Source organism: Bacillus mycoides, assembly GCF_018742245.1.
Lineage (GTDB): Bacteria > Bacillota > Bacilli > Bacillales > Bacillaceae_G > Bacillus_A > Bacillus_A cereus_U.
On the sequence record NZ_CP036132.1, the window covers coordinates 3,348,089 to 3,364,119 of the forward strand.

The window sequence follows — 16,031 nt, forward strand, 5'->3', positions numbered from 1 at the left end:
TTGCTAGTCTTCTACTTTTTCAAATAAAAGAGCAAGCCCAATTCCCCCACCAATTCCTAATGTCGCAATTCCATATTTCATATGCTCTCTTTTAGCCTGATAAAACAAGCGCGTTACAAGCATAGCTCCAGACGCACCGTACGGATGACCAAGCGCTATTGCACCACCATTTACATTTAACTTTTCATACGGAATTTGTAATGTTTGCGCACATGCAACAACTTTAGCGGCAAACGCTTCATTCATCTCAATACAATCAATATCTTCTATCACTAAATTCATTTCTCTAAGTAGTTTTTGTACAGCAAATATCGGACCAGTTCCCGGAAGGTTTGGATCCACTCCAACTACAGCACTGCGAACGAAACGAAGAAAAGGCTTATATCCTAATTTCCGGGCTTGCCCCTCTTCCATTACAAGAACAGCACATGCCCCGTCATTTACACCACACGAATTCCCTGCTGTTACTGTTCCATTTTGTAAAAATACAGGTTTCGTTCTCTTTATCATTCTTTCATAATTCATTTCTCGCTTTATAGATTCATCTAATAATCCATTAAGTGACAATATTTCATCTTGTATATATCCATTTTCTAACGCTTGCAGGGTCCGTTTATAACTAAGACAAGCGTACTCGTCTTGCATTTCCCTCGTTATGTTATAACGCTCCGCGACATATTCAGCCGCTACTCCCATATCAGGATCTCCAAGTATTTCAGGTGAAAACCGCGCTCTCTTTTGAAAAGATGACGTACTTGTACTCTCTACTCCCCCGGCGATATAACAATTACCTGCTCCCCCTTGAATGAGATGACACGCCATACGTACTGCTTCCAATCCAGCACCACATTGCCGGTCAATCGTTACACCAGGAATATGATAACCGAGTCCCGCTTCTAAAGTAGACAGCCTTGCAATATTTCCTCCCGGTCCAACAACATTCCCTAATATAACATCATCTATTTCTCTCTCAATTCCTTTACTTAAAAACGAAAGAATTGGTGCTGCTAAATGCTGAACTTCATAATCTTTCAACATCCCATTTTTCTTACCAATGGGTGTCCTTTTCGCTTCTACAATAACTGCTCTATTCATATATCTTCTCCTGATTTCCAATGATACTTTTTGCTGCATTACGAGCTATTTTCCCGCTACTTGTATAAGGGATGTCATCTACAAAATGCCATTCTTTCGGTATTTTAAAAGAGGATAATCGTTGTAGGCAAAAGCTCTTTAATTGTTGCTTCGTAGCACTTCCTTTTACGATAGCGACAGGTTTTTCACCCCAATAACTATCTTTTATACCAACAACAACTATTTCATCAATAGCTGGATGTGTCTGTAATACACTTTCTATTTCTTCTGGGAAAATATTGATTCCTCCAAAAATAATCATATTCTTCTCTCTACCGACAATGTATATAAATCCCTCTTCATCTTGATAACCTACATCTCTCACTGTCATCCAACCATCTACAGTCAACTTTGGAATTAAAACCCCATCCAATATGTATCCCATAAAAAACTGATCACTTTTCACATAAACAGTTCCTACCTCGCCTTTCTGCACTTCTTCTCCTGCTTCATTACATATTCGAACTTGTACATTATGACAAGGTTTCCCTACTGAATTCGGTTTTCTTTCACTCTCTCCTTCAACCAATGCCGTTACAAAGCTTAGCTCAGACGCACCGTAAAACTCATATCTTTTTGCATAAGGAAACACATTTTTCATCTTTTCTTTTGCTTCAGCTTCCCATTTCGCTCCTGATGAAATAATTTTCATTTCACTTTCAATTACTTTATTTTCTTTATACAAAGACTCAAGCATTGTAGGGACTGTATACATTACAGAAATATTCTCTATCTTTATACTAGATAGCACTTGAACTGGTACAAACTTTCTCATTATATGTACCGTTTGTCCTAAATATAAGGCACTTATTGCTCCATATAAGAATAAAGAATGAACAAGCGTCCCAGCTATTAAAATAGAATCTGTATTTTTCATATAAAAATCATGTACATTGCAATTAAAACTATATACCCATGACTGTTGAGCACGTAAAAATGCTTTTGCTTTTCCAGTCGATCCTGATGTAAATCCCATATAAAAAGGAGCGTTTTGTACATTTTCTACAGGATGATATGTAGGAAGATAGTTCTCAATCATTTCTTTCCATTCTTCAATCTCAATAACCCTTCCTTCTTCGCAGGATATATCACTAAGCCTATACTGCTCCGCCACAATAATATCTGGTTTACTAATCGCTATTCTTTCTTTAAGTTCATCTCGTTTCCATTTTATATCTAGCGGCACACAAACCCATCCAGCCATTGCGGAACCCGCAAATATTTGTAAAAACTCAGTACAATTTTCTAATACAATTGCTACTGTTTTATTCTTCGATTCTTTTTCATTCAACCAGTTTGCTACTTTACAAACTGACTCGAACCAATCTTTATATGTTAACACTCTATCATTTTCTTTAATCGCTATTTTATTCGGTTGTAAAGAGGCATACTTTTTGTATTCTTTTGTAATCCCCATATGTGACGTCCTTTCTTTACAAAATAATAAAGAGAAACACGTAAGTAACGTGTTTCTCCTTTTTCTTATCCTGCATTTGTAATTTTTTTATTCTTTAAAGCAGGCGTAATAATATGTTTCAATGAGCGATGTAATCTTGTCACAAGAATCGCTGCTATAGTCGCCTTTATGCAATCACCTGGTAAAAATACGACACTTACTTTCATCGTTTCCCATACGGAAATATCCATTACGAAAGCTTGGACAATGATACCAAATACATAAACTACGAAAATACCACCAATTATATTAATGCATAATACTTTTATAATAGAAACTTCACGTAAACGCTCAATTAAATATCCAATGACAAACGCTCCAACGATATAACCAAGTAAATATCCTGCACTTGGCCCAACAAATACACTTGGACCCCCGCGTCCACCAGCAAGTAATGGTGCTCCAACTCCAACTATAAGTAAGAAAATAAGCTGACTTAATGCACCGAGACGTGATCCTAACAGTCCACCAGCAAGCATAACACCAAGTGATTGTAATGTAATCGGAACTGGTGTAATAGCAAGAGCAATTGGAGGTATTAACCCTAACACTCCCATAATAGAACTAAATAAAGCGACGAAAACTAAGTTTTTTGTATTCATATTTGCTTCTCCTATTTGTAAACTTAAATTAGTTTTTAGATAACATATTATAGGAGTTATATTATCTTTCTATCCACCCTTTGTCAACCTTATTTCTACATAAGTTTACAAATATAAATTCAATCACTTCTCTTTATGCAAATGCTCAAGTTCTTTCCTAAGCGCCTGTTTTAAAAACTTCCCAACAGATGTTTTCGGAATTTCCTCCATAAATACAATATCGTCTGGTAACCACCACTTCGCAAACTGTGGTTTTAAAAATTCATATAGTTCCTCTTTTGTAACAGTGCTATTTTTCTTTTGTACAACGCAGGCAACTGGACGCTCTTGCCACTGCGGGTGTGGAATTGCAACGACAGCCGCTTCAAATATAGCGTCATGTGCCATTAGAGCATTTTCAAGGTCAACGGAGGAAATCCATTCTCCACCGCTTTTAATAACATCCTTCGTACGATCAACAATTTTGACGCAACCTTCCTCATCGACTGTAACGACATCGCCAGTATATAACCATCCATCACGGAACCCTTCCACCGTACGCTCATCGTTATAATAGCTTGCAGCGATCCATGGCGCTCGTAAACATAGTTCTCCCATCTCCGTACCATCCCACTTCACTTCACCATTTGTACCGACTACTTTCATCTCTACACCAGGGACAAGATATCCTTGCTTCGATCTTATCTCAAGTTGTTCTTCATACGCCAAATCTGTTTCATAGCTTTTTAGACGTGCAAGCGTTACGAGTGGACTCGTTTCAGTCATGCCATATGCATGTACGAAAGGAACATTATATTTTTGCTCGAACGCTTTAATAACGCTTTTCGGTGCAGCTGCGCCTCCGCATAGTAATCTCGTTATACTAGATAAATCATAACTATTATTTTCTAACTCTTGTAAAACACCGAGCCAAATTGTCGGCACACCCGCAGCTATCGTTACTTTTTCAGTTTGAATCATTTCTAATAAAATTTTCGGAGTAAACATCGGTCCCGGAAGAACTTGTTTTGACCCAAACCAAGTAGCTGCAAAAGGAAGTCCCCAAGCGTTCACATGAAACATTGGCACAATAGCCATTGCTGCATCACTTTCCGATAAAGCTGTCGTATCCGCTAATCCAAGTGCCATACAGTGCAACACTGTACTACGATGTGTATAAACAACACCTTTTGGATTCCCTGTAGTCGCTGACGTATAACACATACCAGCAGGTGTATTTTCATCAATATCTTTAACAAATTGGAAATTTGGGTCGCCGTCTTCTAAAAGTTTCTCATAATGATATACAGGCTGAAGGGTCGTTTTTGGGAGCTCCTCTTTATCAGTCATAATAATATATGCTTGTACAGTCGATAATTCAGACTGGATATTCTCAATGAGTGGTACAAGATCTTCATCAATAAGTAAAATACGATCTTCTGCATGTTGAATAATGTATGAAATATGTTGAGGAGATAAACGAATATTAATTGTGTGTAATACGGAAGCAATACCTGGAATAGCAAAATATGCTTCTACATGTCGATGATGATTCCACGCTAACGTTCCTATGCGCTCGCCTTCTTTAATTCCAAGCTTTTTTAACGCACTTGAAAGTCTTCTTGTCCTTTCCCCTAGCTGCTTATACGTTAATGTCGTAACTGTATCATGTGTCCGTGAAATGATTTCTTTCTTTGGGAATAGTTTTTCTGCCCTTTCCATCATAGAACTAATTGTTAGAGGTACATTCATCATCATATTGTTTACATCCTCCCTTTAAAGCGTTTTCATTTCGTTCATTATAACAGACTTCTACAAATATTTACGGTATTTTTCAGTATTTTCTGAATTATTTCTTTGGAAATAATTCAGAACAATAAAAACCATAGCAATTAAAGGTCATTATTGTTACAAAAAAATAAAAACTCCTTTATTCATTTAAAGGAGTTTTCACTATAAAACATTTCATTGATTCATATATCTTTCCCTGGATATACAATACCTTTTCGTATCACGATACTTATCTTTGATGAACAAATCATTTTGAATCGTACACTTATACTCCATATTCAAGCGTTTCATTAATCTTTCAGATACTTCATTTTCTGAATTACATCCCGCTTCAATACTAGTAAGACATAGCTCGTTAAAGCCATAGCTAAAAAAAGCTAACGCCGCTTCGGTAGCCAATCCTCTTCCCCAATATTTTCGTGATAAGGCGTATGCAATTTCTGCTTTATGTGTATTTGAATCATATTTTATAAATCCACGAGTTCCTATGAGTTTTTGTTCTTCTTTTAGTACAATTCCAAGGGGAGCTACTTTTTCTTTCTCATATCCACCCACAATTTCTTCTATATATTTTTGTGTGTCATGTAACGATTGATGAGCATCCCATACAGTATAAGTTGTCATCTCTTTATCTGAGGCATACTCATATATATGTAAACTATCACTCATATTAACTTCCCTTAATATAAGACGTTTCGTATACAACGTTGGATACGCCCACTTCTCAACGATCATAATGGCTTCTGCTTAAATCTTTCATAATTCCGTACCTTTAATACAAGGATATTTCCGCAATCTGTACAAATATACGCATCCACTGGTGAAGATGTGAACATTGTCTCCTTCTTCCGTATTTGTGCATAGCCGACAAACTCACCCTCTCCTATGTTATGAGAACCACAATTAGAGCATGTTTGCACGTCCTTCTGTTTCATGAGAGCACCACCTTTAATCTGTTTCTACTCCCTTCGACAGTTAACTTCCATTTTCCTTCCAAAAAACTCTTATTCTCTTACATTCCAAGAGGAATCTCAGAATAAAAATCGTATATGTACTATGAAATACATTTATTGACGGAGGTATCTTATGAGTACGATTATGACAATCGATGCAGCACAAGAAATTGAAAAGACGGAAATAGATGTGCTCTCTTCTAGATTAGAGGCACTACAAGCAATGAACGGAAATCCAATGCAAGTGCAAATGAAAAAATTCGGGAGTGCCACTGCCTTTTCATCAAAAGTAATTGCTGGCCCTACTTTTAATACGGTAAAAGGCATTACATTTACAAATACAGATGAGATAGATGAAATCATCTCTTATTATCAATCACTACAAATTCCTTGCCGTTTTGAAATCACACCAGCGCAAGGCACAACTGAACTATTTCAACACTTATCTCAAAAAGGTTTTTACCAATCTAGCTTCCATACTGCTTTATATAGTATACCGAGAGAAGATTCATCACTTCTTCCGTCTAACATTTCAGTACGCAAACTGAAAGAAAATGAGTTTCATACTTTTGCAGATATTTATGTACGCGGATTTAATATGCCGTCTTTTACAAAAGATGGTGTCCATCAAAATAACGAAGTTCTTTACAATAAACCAGGCTGGCATTTTTTCATATCTGAAGTTCAAAATATCCCTGCAGGCATTGGTGTACTGTATGTAAATAAAGGTATTGCCTCACTAGCTGCTTCTGCTACTTTACCAGAATTTCAACGTAAAGGTTCTCATACTGCATTAATTCAAAAACGGATTGAGACCGCTGTTGAATCCAATTGCAATTTAATAGTTGGACAAGCTCGCTTTGGTAGCGGCAGTCAAAATAATATGGAACGTGCCCATATGAAAATCGCTTATACAAAATCAATATGGACTGCGAAAGACATGTAATTAACATTCGTTCTCTTTCCGTTACAACCTTATACATTTTATCCCGCATTAACGGGCAGTAAGACCCCCACCTCAAAATTCAGCGAAAGCAAAGAAGTTAGGTGTGGGATCAACTGCCCGTAAAAGCCCGATTGGTTCAACTAATAATCAGTGGGGGATGAACAAAACCCCCACTGATTAAAGTTTCACTTTATGACAATTCCTTTTCTATCCTATTAATCATTTGAATATTCAAACCGGATTTGTTACGCTATTACTAGATACATCATTCAACTTGCAATATGAAAAGAGAATTCTAATCAAACTACAAGGAGGAGAAATGTATGACAAAGCATGATCATGGTTTAAAAGAAAAAGTAGAAGGTGCAATTGATAAAGTAAAAGGCGAAGTAAAAGAAGTTGTCGGGAAAGTAACCGACAATAAGAAATTACAAGCTGAAGGAAAATGGGATAAGGTGAAAGGCACTGCTAAAGACACAATCGGTAATGTAAAAGAAAAAATACATGAATATACAGAGCATAAAGAAAACAAATAAAAAAGAGCCATCTGGCTCTTTTTTATTTACCCTCATTCTTCTCTAACACATACAAATCTTCTTCAATATTCGTTAATTTCTCACTTACAAGTTTTCTTGCATCTCCAATTGCTTGATTGTATGCAAATGGTCCTACTAATTTAATCATTTCCTCTATTAAACGTTCTGCTTGGAAACGTCCAATCTCATCTAAATCTTCTTCAACGAAAAACTGCTGAATTTGTGCTACAAGCTCTTCTTTTTTATCAGTCGGTATTTTTATGTTCATCATCATTAGTTACCCCTCTATATTTAAGATAATACTTTTCTTAACTCTACCATAGAAAAGCGATTTCCTGGACAAGTTTTTGTAACCCCTTCTAACTCCCTATGACCGAGTATATTTCCTTTCTCTATGGCAAACTGCTTCATAAACATTTTACATAAAGAATATAATGAATTCATTTGCGGGGTAGTTGGATCATATTTATCAAAATTTCCCGTCATACATATTCCAATTGTATCACTATTATTATCTTTCGCATGTGCTCCAATATGTAAACCTCTCCCTTCGACTACAGTTCCATCTTCTTCAATAAAATAATTGTAACCAATCCCGCTCCATCCTCTTACCTTTTGATGAAATTCGTGAGTTTTATACACATCCCATCCATCTTCTGACGTATGGTGGATAATCAGTTTATTTACTTTTTCTAAAGGAACTAACTCATTTTGAAATGTTAAATTTGCACATTTAATTTCCATATGAACATCCTCCTCTTACAAATCAATCATAATAACTGTTTTATCATCTGGTCTTATTCTATTTTCTCCTTCTAACCTTTCAATGATTGCTACATATTCTTTTATACTATTCTTTCTTATATATATCACAATTTGTTCTAACGACCACTCTGGATGGAACAATCCGTCCGAACAAATAAAGATTCCACTTACTTCAGCTACATGTAATTCACCATATTGTAAATAATCCATAGCTTCTTTCATCCCATTTGCAACTGAGTAGCCGTTTGGCATATTTGCAAGATAGCGATTGTATTTTAACTGCTCCCGAACATCTTGAAAAACGTGTTCTTCAGGTACAGGTAATCCCTTTTCTCTATCTTCCTCTCTCTTCTTTTTTGCACGTTTACTAATTCCTTGAACCGTATCTTTCGTTAATACTCTCATCGCTCCATTTTGAAGTATTGCAACGACCATACAATCACCTAACTGTGCATATTCAAGTTTTTCGCCTTCTATTTGAACTGCTGCAATACATGTACACCACAGATGGTCTTTTTTTCTCGTATCAACCTTGTACTCTAGCATCTTGTTTTGCAATAATTCATTCGCCTTTGCAACTTCACCTTGTAAACTATTAATCTCCCGTAACGAAGTAAAATGACTTGCAAATAAATGCGAAGCGATGTATGCTCCATTATGTCCTTCTTCATCACAAAACGGGACAAGTGGCGTTGCGCCATCACATACACCGTACATCATGTTATGTTCATTACAAAAAAATGAATCCTCACATTCTTGTTTTAAAGGACTTTTCTGTTGATACGTCGTTATCTTCATATCTGTATCCCCTTTCAAATCATCAAATACTCAAACTGTTTAGATTAATCTAATTTTCCAAAATAAACTGTTTTCACCTAAAACTTTCAATTTCATATATAATCTTGAAATAATATGATTATTTAGTGAAGGACGGGAAAAAGATGGTCAGATTTCTTGGTGTTATTTTTGGTTCTATTATTATTGCGATTGCCTTTAATCTTTTCCTTATCCCCCATAAAATTTTAAGTAGTGGAATTGGCGGAATTGCTATTATTTTAGGGATTGCAACCCCTGTAAACACAGGCATTATTAACTTTGTATTGAACTTACCTATCCTTATTTTAGGATACATAGGTCTTGGAAAAAAAGTAATTTTTAACACAGTTGTCTCTGTAATTGTATTATCTGCTGCACTATACTATGTTCCTGTAAAAGTCGTAGCAACAGACCCACTTTTATCTTCTGTATTTGGCGGTGTCATCGCCGGCGCTGGTATTGGCCTTGTCTTTAACTGCCATGGTTCAACTGGTGGATTTGATATTATCGGTATGTTGTTATCTCGTAAACGAGATATTAAACTTGGTGGATTCCTTATTGGATTAAATACAGTTGTTGTTGTCATTGCAGGATTTTTCTTCACTTGGGATGTTGCCCTTACAAGCTTACTTTCAATTTATGTAACTGGTAAAGTAATTGATGCCGTTCATACAAAACATCGTAAAGTTACACTTATGATTGTAACAAATCAAGCGGAAGAAATGAAAAAAAAGCTTCTTTCAACTGTAGTACGCGGAATTACGTTACTTGATGGTGAAGGTGCTTATTCAAACGAGAAAAAACGTGTACTTATGACAGTCGTTTCTCGTGAAGAATTAGCAAGTATGAAACTAACGATTTCCGAAATTGATCCTCATGCATTCGTTAATATTACAGAAACTGTTGAAGTGTTAGGATTGTTTAGAAAAGCATAAAAAACTAGGTGGACCTTCACCTAGTTTTTATTTTGCATAAATTCAATTCGATTTCCAAACGGATCTGATACGTAAAATCTAATCACGTCTGGTCGTGCATTATCATCTATTACTTCAACACCTTGCTTTATTAACTCTTGTTTAAATTCATCAATTTTCAAAACATAAAAAGCTGGATGCGCTTTTTTAGCTGGATTAAAGTTTTGCTCGACTCCAATATGAATCTCTTGATTTCCACACTTAAACCAACATCCGCCACGCTTCTTTAACTCTTCTGGTTTCGGAATTTCCTTCATACCAATTTTATTACCATAAAATTCTCGTGCTTCTTCTTCACATCCTACAGGTGCCGCCACTTGTACATGATCAATTCCTTGAATATAGCTTTTCATTTTTCTCCCCCTCTTCTAGTCTAATGTTATAACGAAAATACATTCATGTAACTTACAAAAAATTAATAAAACAATATAAGATTCTCTTATTACTACCTTTTATACCTTCCACTAAAAATAAAAAAGAAAATTCACTATGTAATTTCCATTTTTTATAGAAATACACATCACACCTATATTATAGTTATTAATAGATCCATCTTTTTTAGATGCCAGTTGTACGGAGGAAATATTATGAGTCGTAAAAAATATTCATCTACTCAAAAAAAGCGTCAACCAAACGTATCTGGACGCCTGCGAAACCATATACAAAATCGTTCTTTAGCAGAAATGTATGCATCTCTTTTTGAACATAACCCTGATAGTATTATTTCATTGAATTTAGAAGGAGTTATTTTACATATTAACCCCTCTGCTGAAAGAATATTAGGTTATACTTCTAACGAATTGGAGCGAAAAACAATCACTTCTATTTTAGAAGCACATATTTCTGATCAAGTGCTACAATACATCAAAAATACTGCGGCTGATAATCAAAAAGAGTATATCGTCTCTATTTATCATAAAGACGGATATTTACTAGATGTCGTAACAAAATTAGTTCCTATTTTTGTTAAAAATCGTTTAACAGGTGTATACGCCATTATGAAACCCCTTGAAAAATCAGAAAGAATTGAGAAAGTATTACAAGAGAGTGAGAAACGATTACGCACATTAATGAATTCGATGCCTGCGTTTGTTATTTTTAAGGATCATGAAGGACGCTGGCTTGAGGCGAATGACTATGCGCTTTCTTGTTTCAATTTCCATAACGTACCTTATCATGGAAAAAGAGATAATGAACTCATTCAATATAACGAAGCGTACCGCGAATCTTTTTTGCATTGTGAAGAAGTCGATGAACTAACATGGCAAAAAGGACAAATTCTTCACGGAGAGGAATTTATTATACATAGAGATGATTTCGACCTAGTTTTAAGTATTTCAAAAGTCCCACTCTTCCACCCTGATGGCTCACGCAAAGGTCTTATAGTAATGGGAAGAGACGTTACCGAACTAAAAGAAACTGAAAAGTTATTACGAAAATCCGAAAAGCTTGCAGTAGTAGGACAACTGACAGCTGGAATTGCACATGAAATTAGAAACCCACTCACTTCATTAAAAGGATTTTTAACATTATTACATCCAGAAATAAATGAGGAAAATAAATGGTATGTGGACGTTATGCTGAGTGAGATTTCACAAATGGAATCTATAACAAGCCAATTTATGGCGATGTCTAAACCACAAGTGTTATCTATTCATACATGCAACGTACAAACATTAATTGAAGAAGTTGTAACTTTTATTTTACCAACAGCAATTATGCACAGCGTTCATATCATCATGGACCATTTCGATTATATTTCTGACATTCAATGTGACAGTAATCAATTAAAACAAGTTTTTATTAACATATTAAAAAATGCGATCGAGGCGATGCCTGATGGTGGTAACATATTCATTCAAACAACTTCGTTAGAAAATGATTTTGTTTCAATACGCATTATCGATGAAGGTTGTGGGATTCCTGAAGAGCGCATGGCTCGTCTTGGCGAACCTTTTTATAGCTTGAAAGAAAAAGGAACTGGCCTTGGCTTAATGATGTGCTATAAAATCATTCAAGAGCATCACGGGAAATTATTCATTTCAAGTGAATTAAACATAGGAACAACTGTCGATATCCAATTACCAGTTGCTACAGCTCAGCCTGTAACAAACTCTTAACTATGCTACATGAATATAGTAAAAGATATCTGTTATAAGTAGTTCAGTTATTGTGGAAAACATCTACACTAATACGCTAAAAAGCTCAAAGTCCCTATATGACTCTGAGCTTTTTAGCGTATAAAACGCATTTCATTACATCCATTCTCTTCCATGTTCACGAATAAATTTAATATCCTTTTCGTAATGTTCAAGGTGTCCTTCATCTATCATCTTTTGGAAGTTCATATCGCCTTCTTTTGCTTTTCTTTTCATGTATTTACATAATCCTTCTAATCGTAGAAGTACCATCTCCAAATAATCCTCGTCCATCCCCTCACCTTTATAGGACTCAAAAAACAATTTAATCCTTTGCTTTATACGTCCCGCATGCTGTAATGAATTATAATAAACTGCCTTACCTGTTTCCGTATAATAAACTCTACTTAATGGGACACAAGTGTAAAGAGTATAGGCTATGTCCCAAAGTCTTGGTCCAGGACCAGCAACATCAAAATCAATAATACCTACTGGTTTTTCGTTATTAAAAATAATGTTATATATTGCAAAATCATTGTGGCATACAACCTCTATTTTATTTGGAGTATTATCCATTAGTTTCCAATCATCTGATAAAGGAAAATCACTCACAGCATCATGATAAAGACGGAGCATCTTCGCTATTTCTTTTAAAACATCATTAGACCACATGTACTCTTTTAAAGGATAATTACCAGCTTTCCCTTCAATAAATGATAATATTTCTCTATCTTTATCATCAATACCTAAAAACTTTGGTGCATAACTAAAACCTTTATTTTCTAAATGATTTAATAGCTTATGAATTTTGGTACTGCCTTGCTTTAATTCTCGTCGAACTGTATCTTCTGAACGATATACGTTTGAGACATTGCCTCCCGTTAGCATTTCTTCATTTTCGTAGTTTGCCATCTAATAGTTTCCCCCATTATTAGAATAATCGACACTCCTGCTCATTAACAATACAGGAACCCCTTTACTTTTATTTTAACATAACTTTCCTATTCTCTTTTAACCCCTTAAATTGCAACAAAAAAATCGAGTATAAAATCTTTATGATTTTACACTCGATTTAGTCTACTATTTATGCATGTGAAAACATTTTTTCATACCATTCTGTTGCCTTCTCTACTTCATTCATCGTTAATTGATGTCCTCTATTTTCCCAATGCATTGTTACATTAGCATTTGCATTTTCTAATAGCATCTTCAATTCCTCTGACTCAGAAGGTGAACAAATTGGATCATTTGTTCCAGCAGCAATAAACACTGCTTTCTCTACTAAATTAGGAAGTTCTATCCCTCTTCTTGGGACCATTGGATGATGAAGAATGGCACCTTTTAATGCATTTTCATAATGGAATAATAAACTCGCTGCAATATTTGCTCCATTTGAATACCCAACAACTACGATATTATCTCTATCAAATTCATATGTTTTTGCTGCTTCATTTAAAAATTCATTTAATTCCTTCGTACGGAAAACAAGATCCTCTTCATCAAAAATACCTTCTGCTAATCGGCGGAAGAAACGGGGCATCCCATTTTCTAATACATTTCCACGAACACTTAAGACAGAAGCTTCCCGATCAATTCTTTCTGCAAGCGGTAATAAATCTAATTCATTTCCTCCCGTACCATGAAGCAATAATAGTGTTGGTTTTGACTCATCTTTTCCTTTTTGAAAAACATGTTTCATCATTTTTCTCCCCTTTCAATCCCTTATATAATTAGTATAATTCTCTTACTTAAATTGGTAATAACCCTTGTTCAATCTGTTTTCTATGCTGATTATATCGCTCTGGTAATTTTAATTCCTCACCCATCGTCTTCTCCACGCCCTTTTTTATTTCATTACAAAAAACGTTTATTTGCTAAAATTCATTATTCATTTTGTCCATATGATAAAGTTCAATCCGCAATGCTATTTTATCTCAATTTTGAGATGCCTTTCAAAAAAACTAACACATTTCATCTCGCTCAGAAATTATCTCGAATTCGAGGTAATTCACAAAAAAACTACAGTTCTTATGATTATATTTAAAATATTGATTTTATGTTTTTGACTATCCTTCAAAAATATCTTGAATCCGAGATTTATTATAGTCTAATTAGTTTTTATTGTCAATGCGTATATCGTTTCATTTTTTCATCAAAAACAATATTCTGATAACTCATCTCCATCAAATAATTTGTTTGAAAAAGAGCAACAGACAAGCGGGAACATTCATGTAATAAACTTCTACTTTTCCCATAACCAAAAAAGCCATACAAATGTATGACTTTGTACTCATATTTTTTGTTCAGCTACATATTTACTTCCCAATTACGGAAGGAAACAATTCCGAAAGTGGAACTACTCTCCCCATCTCATCTTTAAACACAATATGCTCTCTCGTTAAATGGCGCGGGCTCTTTACCCCCGCCGCTGCCGCTAATGAAAACAAACTATATCTCATGCTAATAATGTAGTTCATTACTCGCCATTTCTTCTCATATGGATCTAACGCTTTTTGGTAGTGTGGATCCGTAGTTGCAACACCCGATGGGCATTGCCCTGAATTACATTGAAGCGCCATAATACAGCCACTTGCCATCATGAAGCCGCGTGCTGAATTTACGGCATCTGCACCGATAGCCAAAGCAATCGCTACTTTATCTGGTGTGATTAATTTCCCTGAAGCAAACACCTTTAATTTATCCCGAACACCGTAATGATTCGCCGTATCAATAAATGTAAGTAATGCCGGTATAAGCGGCAGCCCCATACTATCTGCCATCGATTTATATGTTGCACCTGATCCACCTTCTGAACCGTCGATTGTAATAAAATCTGGATAGATGTTTAATTCTTTCATTGCTTTTAATAAATCTTCCAAAGGCTTCTGTTGACCAATTACAATTTTCATGCCCACTGGTTTACCACCGTTTTCTTGCAAATCTTGAATAAAATATAAAGCCTCTGCCGCACTATTAATAAATGAAAATCGATTTGGCGAATTAATCGTTTCACCTTCTCGTACTTTCCGAACGGAAGCGATTTTCTCATTTACCTTCTGCCCTTCTAAATGACCACCACGTATTTTTGCTCCTTGCCCAAATTTCAATTCAAACGCTTTAATATTACTTTCTTTCGCCTTCTCCAAAAATTCCTTCATCGAAAAATTCCCGTCCTCGTCACGGTATCCGAATAATCCAGGACCAATTTGCGCAACGATATTCGCACCCGTATGTAAATGTTCTGGAATTACGCCCCCTTCCCCAGTATTAATCCACGAACCACCTGCCATTTTTGCACCAAACCCAGCTGATAAAATATAATTTTCTCCAATCGCACCGTAAGATGTAGCTGACGCTCCAAACATCCCATACAGTTTCCATGGATATTTACGATTTTCGCCGACTATAATTGCATCATCTTCTTCATACAACCAAAGGTTTGTTGTATCCGCTGTCAATTTTTCTCTTCTTGAAAATAATCCTTCTTTATGAATCATATACTTTTTCCCCTCACGTTCTTGCGTGAGATTCACACTTAATTCATCTGTTAATGTGGGGAATAATGTATTAGCAATATAATAGCCAGATTCCTCAAAATCCCGTTTTGATCCAAAACCAAGTATTTCAGAACGGTATTTTGCTAGAAACATAACACTTTGAAAATCATAGCGCGAAAAAGGCTTTCCGTCAGTATCATGATCAAACCAATATTGCCTAAATTCTGGACCTATTTTTTCGAGTAAATAGCGCATTCTACCTAAGTATGGATGCAGTTTTAATATAGAATGATGCGTCCGTTTTTTAATAAAAAATGTAATGATAAAAAAGAAAATTAAAAGTAGCATCAAAAAGAGCAATATACTAATAATAACGAGTAGCGCTTCACTCATTCCGCTTCCCCCTATATATGAAATTCCATAATAAAAAGAGAACACTCGATG

General features: G+C 35.4%; 17 protein-coding genes and 1 pseudogene. 4 read left to right on the plus strand and 14 right to left on the minus strand.

The annotated features are described in order from the left end of the window. Positions 1–3 precede the first annotated feature (3 nt). The 6 genes from EXW56_RS17080 to EXW56_RS17105 all read right to left on the minus strand — a co-directional run bounded on the left by EXW56_RS17080 (position 4) and on the right by EXW56_RS17105 (position 5,897). Complete coding sequence (locus EXW56_RS17080) at positions 4–1,095, minus strand: acetyl-CoA C-acyltransferase (RefSeq protein WP_002199674.1); 1,092 nt, start codon at positions 1,093–1,095, stop codon at positions 4–6. After that, complete coding sequence (locus EXW56_RS17085) at positions 1,088–2,551, minus strand: acyl-CoA synthetase (RefSeq protein WP_215596812.1); 1,464 nt, start codon at positions 2,549–2,551, stop codon at positions 1,088–1,090. The genes EXW56_RS17080 and EXW56_RS17085 overlap by 8 nt, the downstream gene beginning before the upstream one ends. A gap of 65 nt (positions 2,552–2,616) precedes the next feature. Continuing rightward, a complete protein-coding gene (locus tag EXW56_RS17090) occupies positions 2,617–3,192 on the minus strand; it encodes a biotin transporter BioY (RefSeq protein WP_002111152.1) in 576 nt (191 codons plus the stop codon). Between the two features lie 123 nt (positions 3,193–3,315). Beyond that, the gene (locus EXW56_RS17095; protein ID WP_070139808.1) at positions 3,316–4,929 is read right to left on the minus strand and encodes a long-chain fatty acid--CoA ligase; all 1,614 of its coding nucleotides are present in this window, start codon (positions 4,927–4,929) and stop codon (positions 3,316–3,318) included. A gap of 207 nt (positions 4,930–5,136) precedes the next feature. Further along, positions 5,137–5,697 (minus strand): GNAT family N-acetyltransferase, encoded by a 561-nt coding sequence (locus tag EXW56_RS17100; protein ID WP_141558656.1) that lies wholly within the window; start codon positions 5,695–5,697, stop codon positions 5,137–5,139. Beyond that, positions 5,694–5,897 carry a hypothetical protein gene (locus tag EXW56_RS17105; RefSeq protein ID WP_002199668.1) on the minus strand — a complete coding sequence of 68 codons (204 nt, stop codon included), beginning with the start codon at positions 5,895–5,897 and terminating at the stop codon, positions 5,694–5,696. The genes EXW56_RS17100 and EXW56_RS17105 overlap by 4 nt, the downstream gene beginning before the upstream one ends. Positions 5,898–6,048: 151 nt before the next feature. Here EXW56_RS17105 and EXW56_RS17110 point away from each other — a divergent pair, with 151 nt between their 5' ends. Then, a complete protein-coding gene (locus EXW56_RS17110) occupies positions 6,049–6,861 on the plus strand; it encodes a hypothetical protein (protein WP_002199667.1) in 813 nt (270 codons plus the stop codon). Between the two features lie 323 nt (positions 6,862–7,184). Next, positions 7,185–7,397: a CsbD family protein gene (locus tag EXW56_RS17115; protein ID WP_002111160.1), complete on the plus strand. Its 213-nt coding sequence runs from the start codon at positions 7,185–7,187 to the stop codon at positions 7,395–7,397. Positions 7,398–7,419: 22 nt separating this feature from the next. Here the strand turns inward: EXW56_RS17115 and EXW56_RS17120 are convergent, their stop codons facing one another. From EXW56_RS17120 to EXW56_RS17130, 3 genes are read right to left on the minus strand one after another with little or no spacing between them, the layout of a single operon-like run. Continuing rightward, positions 7,420–7,671, minus strand: coding sequence for a DUF2164 domain-containing protein (locus EXW56_RS17120; protein WP_002087817.1), 252 nt, complete (start codon positions 7,669–7,671; stop codon positions 7,420–7,422). Positions 7,672–7,688: 17 nt separating this feature from the next. After that, a complete protein-coding gene (locus tag EXW56_RS17125) occupies positions 7,689–8,141 on the minus strand; it encodes a peptidoglycan recognition protein family protein (protein WP_002111162.1) in 453 nt (150 codons plus the stop codon). A 15-nt stretch (positions 8,142–8,156) separates the two neighbouring features. After that, positions 8,157–8,960, minus strand: a complete 804-nt coding sequence (locus tag EXW56_RS17130) for a protein phosphatase 2C domain-containing protein (protein ID WP_033716691.1) — start codon at positions 8,958–8,960, stop codon at positions 8,157–8,159. A gap of 143 nt (positions 8,961–9,103) precedes the next feature. Between EXW56_RS17130 and EXW56_RS17135 the strand changes: the two genes are divergently transcribed. Next, a complete protein-coding gene (locus EXW56_RS17135) occupies positions 9,104–9,913 on the plus strand; it encodes a YitT family protein (RefSeq protein WP_002199664.1) in 810 nt (269 codons plus the stop codon). Between the two features lie 20 nt (positions 9,914–9,933). Here EXW56_RS17135 and EXW56_RS17140 read toward each other — a convergent pair whose 3' ends face one another. Next, positions 9,934–10,305 carry a VOC family protein gene (locus tag EXW56_RS17140; RefSeq protein ID WP_002111168.1) on the minus strand — a complete coding sequence of 124 codons (372 nt, stop codon included), beginning with the start codon at positions 10,303–10,305 and terminating at the stop codon, positions 9,934–9,936. A gap of 234 nt (positions 10,306–10,539) precedes the next feature. Here EXW56_RS17140 and EXW56_RS17145 point away from each other — a divergent pair, with 234 nt between their 5' ends. Continuing rightward, complete coding sequence (locus EXW56_RS17145) at positions 10,540–12,072, plus strand: BA3702 family sensor histidine kinase (RefSeq protein WP_002199663.1); 1,533 nt, start codon at positions 10,540–10,542, stop codon at positions 12,070–12,072. Between the two features lie 135 nt (positions 12,073–12,207). Here EXW56_RS17145 and EXW56_RS17150 read toward each other — a convergent pair whose 3' ends face one another. From EXW56_RS17150 to EXW56_RS17165, 4 genes and pseudogenes are all read right to left on the minus strand, one after another. After that, positions 12,208–13,002, minus strand: coding sequence for a phosphotransferase (locus EXW56_RS17150; RefSeq protein WP_204208676.1), 795 nt, complete (start codon positions 13,000–13,002; stop codon positions 12,208–12,210). Between the two features lie 172 nt (positions 13,003–13,174). Beyond that, entirely contained in the window at positions 13,175–13,789 is a 615-nt protein-coding gene (locus tag EXW56_RS17155; RefSeq protein WP_002199661.1) for an alpha/beta hydrolase, read from the minus strand. A gap of 49 nt (positions 13,790–13,838) precedes the next feature. Continuing rightward, positions 13,839–13,922: pseudogene (locus tag EXW56_RS17160) on the minus strand (VOC family protein); the annotation flags it as partial. A gap of 483 nt (positions 13,923–14,405) precedes the next feature. After that, positions 14,406–15,980: an FMN-binding glutamate synthase family protein gene (locus tag EXW56_RS17165; RefSeq protein WP_002199660.1), complete on the minus strand. Its 1,575-nt coding sequence runs from the start codon at positions 15,978–15,980 to the stop codon at positions 14,406–14,408. Positions 15,981–16,031 lie beyond the last annotated feature (51 nt).

Coding starts and splice junctions, on each gene's coding strand:
- EXW56_RS17155 (WP_002199661.1), bottom strand. CDS start 13,789: ATGAAACATGTTTTTCAAAAAGGAAAAGATGAGTCAAAACCAACACTA.
- EXW56_RS17135 (WP_002199664.1), top strand. CDS start 9,104: ATGGTCAGATTTCTTGGTGTTATTTTTGGTTCTATTATTATTGCGATT.
- EXW56_RS17095 (WP_070139808.1), bottom strand. CDS start 4,929: ATGATGATGAATGTACCTCTAACAATTAGTTCTATGATGGAAAGGGCA.
- EXW56_RS17105 (WP_002199668.1), bottom strand. CDS start 5,897: ATGAAACAGAAGGACGTGCAAACATGCTCTAATTGTGGTTCTCATAAC.
- EXW56_RS17165 (WP_002199660.1), bottom strand. CDS start 15,980: ATGAGTGAAGCGCTACTCGTTATTATTAGTATATTGCTCTTTTTGATG.
- EXW56_RS17080 (WP_002199674.1), bottom strand. CDS start 1,095: ATGAATAGAGCAGTTATTGTAGAAGCGAAAAGGACACCCATTGGTAAG.
- EXW56_RS17150 (WP_204208676.1), bottom strand. CDS start 13,002: ATGGCAAACTACGAAAATGAAGAAATGCTAACGGGAGGCAATGTCTCA.
- EXW56_RS17100 (WP_141558656.1), bottom strand. CDS start 5,697: ATGATCGTTGAGAAGTGGGCGTATCCAACGTTGTATACGAAACGTCTT.
- EXW56_RS17145 (WP_002199663.1), top strand. CDS start 10,540: ATGAGTCGTAAAAAATATTCATCTACTCAAAAAAAGCGTCAACCAAAC.
- EXW56_RS17090 (WP_002111152.1), bottom strand. CDS start 3,192: ATGAATACAAAAAACTTAGTTTTCGTCGCTTTATTTAGTTCTATTATG.
- EXW56_RS17125 (WP_002111162.1), bottom strand. CDS start 8,141: ATGGAAATTAAATGTGCAAATTTAACATTTCAAAATGAGTTAGTTCCT.
- EXW56_RS17115 (WP_002111160.1), top strand. CDS start 7,185: ATGACAAAGCATGATCATGGTTTAAAAGAAAAAGTAGAAGGTGCAATT.
- EXW56_RS17085 (WP_215596812.1), bottom strand. CDS start 2,551: ATGGGGATTACAAAAGAATACAAAAAGTATGCCTCTTTACAACCGAAT.
- EXW56_RS17140 (WP_002111168.1), bottom strand. CDS start 10,305: ATGAAAAGCTATATTCAAGGAATTGATCATGTACAAGTGGCGGCACCT.
- EXW56_RS17120 (WP_002087817.1), bottom strand. CDS start 7,671: ATGATGATGAACATAAAAATACCGACTGATAAAAAAGAAGAGCTTGTA.
- EXW56_RS17110 (WP_002199667.1), top strand. CDS start 6,049: ATGAGTACGATTATGACAATCGATGCAGCACAAGAAATTGAAAAGACG.
- EXW56_RS17130 (WP_033716691.1), bottom strand. CDS start 8,960: ATGAAGATAACGACGTATCAACAGAAAAGTCCTTTAAAACAAGAATGT.